The following is a 4,967-nucleotide window of genomic DNA, read 5'->3' on the forward strand; positions in this document are numbered from 1 at the left end:
GCACATAACCACCACCCAGATTGTGAAAATCGTTGGCGAAGGCGCACAAGGTGTGCAGGATGGCTTCAGGATTCCACCCCGCCTTATATTCAATGCGCTCACTTTCTATCGTGCGGTGATGGAGCAGGTCATTGATATTGATGGGGAGTTTAGGTGTCATGCCGTTTTCCCAGACACTTGATTGGCATCATATGACACACGCTAAACCCTCCTCACTGTTCAGTTGACCTCATGATGTAGAACGGTACCCCTGAAAGCAACCCGTGCCGAGCTTCAGCCAAGGTCGCCTGGTGCAGGATTCGTCATGATCCCGCTTCCCCGCTTAATTTCCTTCAGAGGGGTTTTGTTTTGCTGAAGCGTCCCCACTAATACGTTCATAGGGTAATCGTTGGCACTGGCTCAATCATTGGCACCAAGTAGTAAACTGGTCTATTCTTTTGCCACTGTCACTCTCACCGCGTTACAAGGAGTTTGCCTCATGGCGTACGAAACGCTGCTGTCCCCCACCACGCTGGGTAGCCTGAATCTTCCTAACCGCGTCATCATGGCGCCGCTGACCCGTTCGCGCACGCCGGATAGCGTGCCGGGCAAGATGCAGGAAGCTTATTACGGCCAGCGTGCAGGCGCGGGCTTGATCATCAGCGAAGCCACCAATATCTCTCCTACGGCTCGTGGCTATGTCTATACGCCCGGCATCTGGACCGATGAGCAGGAAGCGGGCTGGAAAGGGGTGGTGAATGCCGTGCATGCCAAGGGTGGCCGGATTGCCCTGCAGCTGTGGCACGTGGGCCGCGTTTCCCATGAGATGGTGCAGCCCGATGGCCAGCAGCCGGTTGCCCCCAGCGCCCTGAAAGGGGAAGGCGCCCAGTGTTTCGTCGAGTTCGAAGACGGCACCGCGGGTCAGCACCCCACCAGCACGCCCCGCGCGCTGGAGACCGACGAGATTCCCGGTATCGTGGAGGATTACCGCCAAGCGGCCATTCGCGCCAAGCGGGCAGGGTTCGACATGGTCGAAGTACACGCTGCCAATGCTTACCTGCTGAACCAGTTCCTGGCCACCGGCACCAACCAGCGTACCGACCAGTACGGCGGCTCGCTGGAAAACCGTGCCCGCTTCCCGCTGGAAGTGGTCGATGCCGTGGTGGACGTGTTTGGCGCTGAGCGTGTCGGCATCCGCATGACGCCGTTCATCGAGCTGTTTGGCTTGACCGACGACGAGCCGGAAGCCATGGCGTTCTACATGGCCGAAGAGCTTTCCAAGCGCGGCCTGGCCTACCTGCACCTGAACGAGCCCAACTGGGCCGGTGGCGATATCACCTTCCCCGATGGTTTCCGCGAGCAGATGCGCGAGCGCTTCAGCGGCAGCCTGATCTATTGCGGCAACTACGACGCCGAGCGTGCCGAAGCGCGCATCAAGGAAAACACCACCGATGCCGTGGCCTTTGGCCGCCCTTACATCGCCAACCCGGACCTGCCGGAACGTTTCCGCGTCAACGCTCCGCTGACCGAGCCGAACCACGAAACCTTCTACGGCGGCGATGAAAAGGGCTACACCGATTATCCCTTCCTGGATAACGGTTACGACCGTATCGGCTAAACGTTTCAGGCCAACGCGTGTTCAGGGTTTCCCCACTTGGGGGAACCCTTAAGCATGAAAAGCATCACTCAGGTGGTGCTTTTTTATGCCTTGAACGCGTGAAACGCTGTTAATCTGTTGATTCTATCGTTTTAACGCGATACTCCTATTGCTGGAGAGATCGCTTATATTCGGTTCTTTGATGGCGCTGCTCGTCTCGCTACTGCTGGTGGGAGCCGCCGCCATGACGGGGGCACGCTTTCGCCCCGACGGCTGGTACCGGGCACTGCGCAAGCCCCGCTGGACACCGCCCGACCTCGCTTTTCCCATTGCCTGGGGTATTCTTTACCTGCTGATGGCCATCGCGGCATGGCGGGTCTACATGACCGAAGATGCGCCTCTGCGCAGTGCCAGCCTGGCCGTCTATGGCGCGCAATTGCTGGCCAATGCGGCGTGGTCCTGGCTTTTCTTTGGGCGCAAGCGTATTGCGGCGGCGCTGGCGGATATCGTGCTGCTGTTAGGGTTGATTACGCTCACCATCGGGCTGTTTGCCCAGGTCAATACCCTCGCCGCGTGGCTGATGGTGCCTTACTGGCTATGGGTCGCGCTGGCTATGGGTCGCGTTGGCTCTGGCGCTCAATGCTTCCATCTGGCGGTTGAATAGCGCCCAGGCGTTAACGGACAACAGGGATTCACTCCATGGATATGACTTCTCTTTCCGTACTGCTGGCTTTCGCCTCCTTGTTACTGGGCGTGGTGGCCGCGTTGATTTTCATCTACGTCGTCATGCCCAAGCGGCGGCGCGCCAGGGAAAAGGCCGTGGAGCCCTCCCCCGCCGTGGCCAAGGACACCACACCCCCGCCCGCTGAAGAGCCTCCGCCGCCGCCGTCCACCAAACGAACCGGCAAGGTAAAACAGCATTCGCTATTCGTCATCTTCCATCAGCCGGATGCCTCGACCGATGCCCGACTGACCGAGTGGCTGAGGGAAAAAGGCGCCCATTACGACGCCATCAAGAAAGTCTTTCTGATCGACGGCCAGCAGCCCTCCAACCCTATCACCGTGGCCAATGCTTTTCCGCCGGGAGACATGCCCGACCTGCTGAGGGGCGAAACCCACGAGCCGATCCGCGGTGTGAGCCTGCTGGTGAAGCCGCCGCTGCATAAACTCCGCAATCAGCAGATGCACGTGTATGTAGAGCTCGCCAAGGAGATGAACGAGACCTTCAGCGGCGACATGCTGGACGCTGACCGAGAACCGGCCAGCGAATCCACTTACGCGCAGATCATCGGCTGACTCAGATCACGCCCTGACTGCGCAGGTAGTCGTCGTAGCTGCCGCTGAAGTCGACGATGCCCTCCGGCTGCATGTCGATGATGCGCGTGGCCAGGCTGGAGACGAACTCGCGGTCGTGGCTGACGAACAGCAGCGTGCCGGGGTAGTTCTCCAGCGCCAGGTTGAGCGCTTCGATGGACTCCATGTCCAGGTGGTTGGTGGGCTCGTCCATCAGCAGCACGTTGGGATTGGTGAGCGTTAACTTACCGAACAGCATCCGCCCCTGCTCGCCGCCGGAAATCACCTTCACCGATTTGCCGATATCGTCGCTGGAAAACAGCATGCGGCCCAGCGCGCCGCGCACCACCTGCTCGCCTCCTTTGGTCCACTGGCTCATCCACTCGAACAGGGTGGCGTCATTGGCGAAGTCGTCGGCATGGTCCTGGGCGAAGATGCCCAGCTCGGCGGCGTCAGTCCACTTCACTTCGCCAGCATCGGGGCGCAGGTCACCGGCCAGGGTTTTCAGCAGAGTGGTTTTACCAATGCCGTTAGGGCCGATAATGGCAATCCGCTCGCCCGCTTCCACGGTCATGGAAAAACGCTTGAACAACGGCTCGCCGTCGTAGCCTTTGGTAATGGCATCGACGTTTACCGCGTTGCGGTGAATCTTCTTGTTCTGGTCGAAACGAATGAACGGACTGACGCGGCTGGAGGGTTTGATGTCTTCCAGCTTGATCTTGTCGATCTGACGCGCCCGGGAGGTGGCCTGCTTGGCCTTGGAGGCGTTCGCCGAGAAGCGGCTGACGAACTGCTGAAGCTCGGCAATTTGCGCTTTTTTCTTGGCGTTGTCGGCATACTGACGCTCACGCGCAGCGGTGGCCGCCGTCATGTAGTCGTCGTAGTTACCGGGGAACAGGGTAATTTCGCCGTAATCCAGGTCGGCCATGTGGGTGCAGACGCTGTTCAGGAAGTGGCGGTCGTGGGAAATGATCACCATGGTGCTGCTGCGCGCTTTCAGAATATCTTCCAGCCAGCGGATGGTGTTGATGTCCAGGTGGTTGGTGGGCTCGTCGAGCAGCAGTACGTCCGGGTCGGAGAACAGCGCCTGGGCCAGCAGCACGCGCAGTTTCCAGCCGGGGGCGACTTCGCTCATGGGGCCAGTGTGCTGCTCCAGCGGAATGCCCAGCCCCAGCAGCAGCTCGCCCGCGCGGGACTCGGCGGTGTAGCCATCCAGCTCGGCATACTGCACTTCCAGGTCGGCCACGGCCATGCCGTCTTCTTCGCTCATCTCGGCCAGCGAGTAGATCCGCTTCCGCTCGGCGGCTACTTTCCACAGCTCCGCGTTGCCCATGATGACGGTGTCGATCACCCGCTCGTTCTCATAGGCAAACTGGTCCTGACGCAGCTTGCCCAGCCGCGTGCTGCTGTCCAGCATCACCTGCCCTGAAGAGGGCTCCAGCTCGCCGCCGAGGATTTTCATGAAGGTAGACTTGCCGCAGCCGTTGGCGCCAATCAAGCCGTAGCGATTGCCGTTATTGAACTTGACGGAGACGTTTTCGAACAGGGGCTTGGCCCCGAACTGCATGGTGATATTGGCGGTTGCGATCAAGATAGAAACCCTGGTTGGCGAAATAGCCCTAGTGGAAGAGCGGCACGCGTGCAAAAGCACGCGATTCTACGCGCCTTTGGGCGACGTTACATCTCCCCGGCGCGTTTCCGCTCATCAGGCGTTTGGCGGCTGAGCGGGCATTTCCAGTAGAAAGCGTTCGCCATCAAGTGCTTGGCGAAGCCGCGTGGCCAGGATATCGACAATCGCAGGATGCTCGCCCACCAGCGCCGTCGGCCGCATCCGCAGGCCTGGGTGGCGCTGTTCGGCGGCGGCACAAATCTCGGCGATGTCGCCACCTTCCCCGGCGTGGCGGCCAGGCGAGAGAAACAGCATGGCCAGCACCACGTCGCCGCAGGCGCTGAACTCGGGCGTATCCAGCAGATGCTCCAGCAGCGGCTCGTTGAAGCGGTATACGTCACCTTCTCGGCGCTCCATGGAGGCTGCCGCCACGCAGTGCACGTCATCGGCCAGCAGCGCGCTGAGCTGCCCCGCCAAGCGGTTGCGTAC

The 4,967-nt window shown here is 60.5% G+C and carries 5 protein-coding genes; 3 read left to right on the forward strand and 2 right to left on the reverse strand.

Annotation, left to right across the window (positions count from 1 at the left end; all coding sequences use genetic code 11):
* The first annotated feature begins 478 nt into the window (after nucleotides 1–478).
* From B7L71_RS10730 to B7L71_RS10740, 3 genes are all read left to right on the forward strand, one after another.
* Entirely contained in the window at nucleotides 479–1,597 is a 1,119-nt protein-coding gene (locus B7L71_RS10730) for an alkene reductase (protein ID WP_016915208.1), read from the forward strand.
* A 181-nt stretch (nucleotides 1,598–1,778) separates the two neighbouring features.
* Nucleotides 1,779–2,240 (forward strand): TspO/MBR family protein, encoded by a 462-nt coding sequence (locus B7L71_RS10735; RefSeq protein WP_081137873.1) that lies wholly within the window; start codon nucleotides 1,779–1,781, stop codon nucleotides 2,238–2,240.
* A 35-nt stretch (nucleotides 2,241–2,275) separates the two neighbouring features.
* A complete protein-coding gene (locus tag B7L71_RS10740) occupies nucleotides 2,276–2,872 on the forward strand; it encodes a cell division protein ZipA C-terminal FtsZ-binding domain-containing protein (RefSeq protein ID WP_081137875.1) in 597 nt (198 codons plus the stop codon).
* Nucleotide 2,873: 1 nt separating this feature from the next.
* Here B7L71_RS10740 and B7L71_RS10745 read toward each other — a convergent pair whose 3' ends face one another.
* Nucleotides 2,874–4,460, reverse strand: coding sequence for an ABC-F family ATPase (locus B7L71_RS10745; RefSeq protein WP_081137877.1), 1,587 nt, complete (start codon nucleotides 4,458–4,460; stop codon nucleotides 2,874–2,876).
* A 114-nt stretch (nucleotides 4,461–4,574) separates the two neighbouring features.
* On the reverse strand, nucleotides 4,575–4,967 hold a 393-nt coding region (locus B7L71_RS10750), incomplete at its 5' end, for a sirohydrochlorin chelatase (RefSeq protein ID WP_283160413.1).

The sequence above is a fragment of the Halomonas sp. BC2 genome (assembly GCF_002078115.1).
Lineage (GTDB): Bacteria > Pseudomonadota > Gammaproteobacteria > Pseudomonadales > Halomonadaceae > Vreelandella > Vreelandella stevensii.

Excerpts from the sequence above, each read along its gene's own strand:
- B7L71_RS10740 (WP_081137875.1), top strand. The coding sequence starts at position 2,276 with ATGGATATGACTTCTCTTTCCGTACTGCTGGCTTTCGCCTCCTTGTTA.
- B7L71_RS10735 (WP_081137873.1), top strand. The coding sequence starts at position 1,779 with ATGGCGCTGCTCGTCTCGCTACTGCTGGTGGGAGCCGCCGCCATGACG.
- B7L71_RS10730 (WP_016915208.1), top strand. The coding sequence starts at position 479 with ATGGCGTACGAAACGCTGCTGTCCCCCACCACGCTGGGTAGCCTGAAT.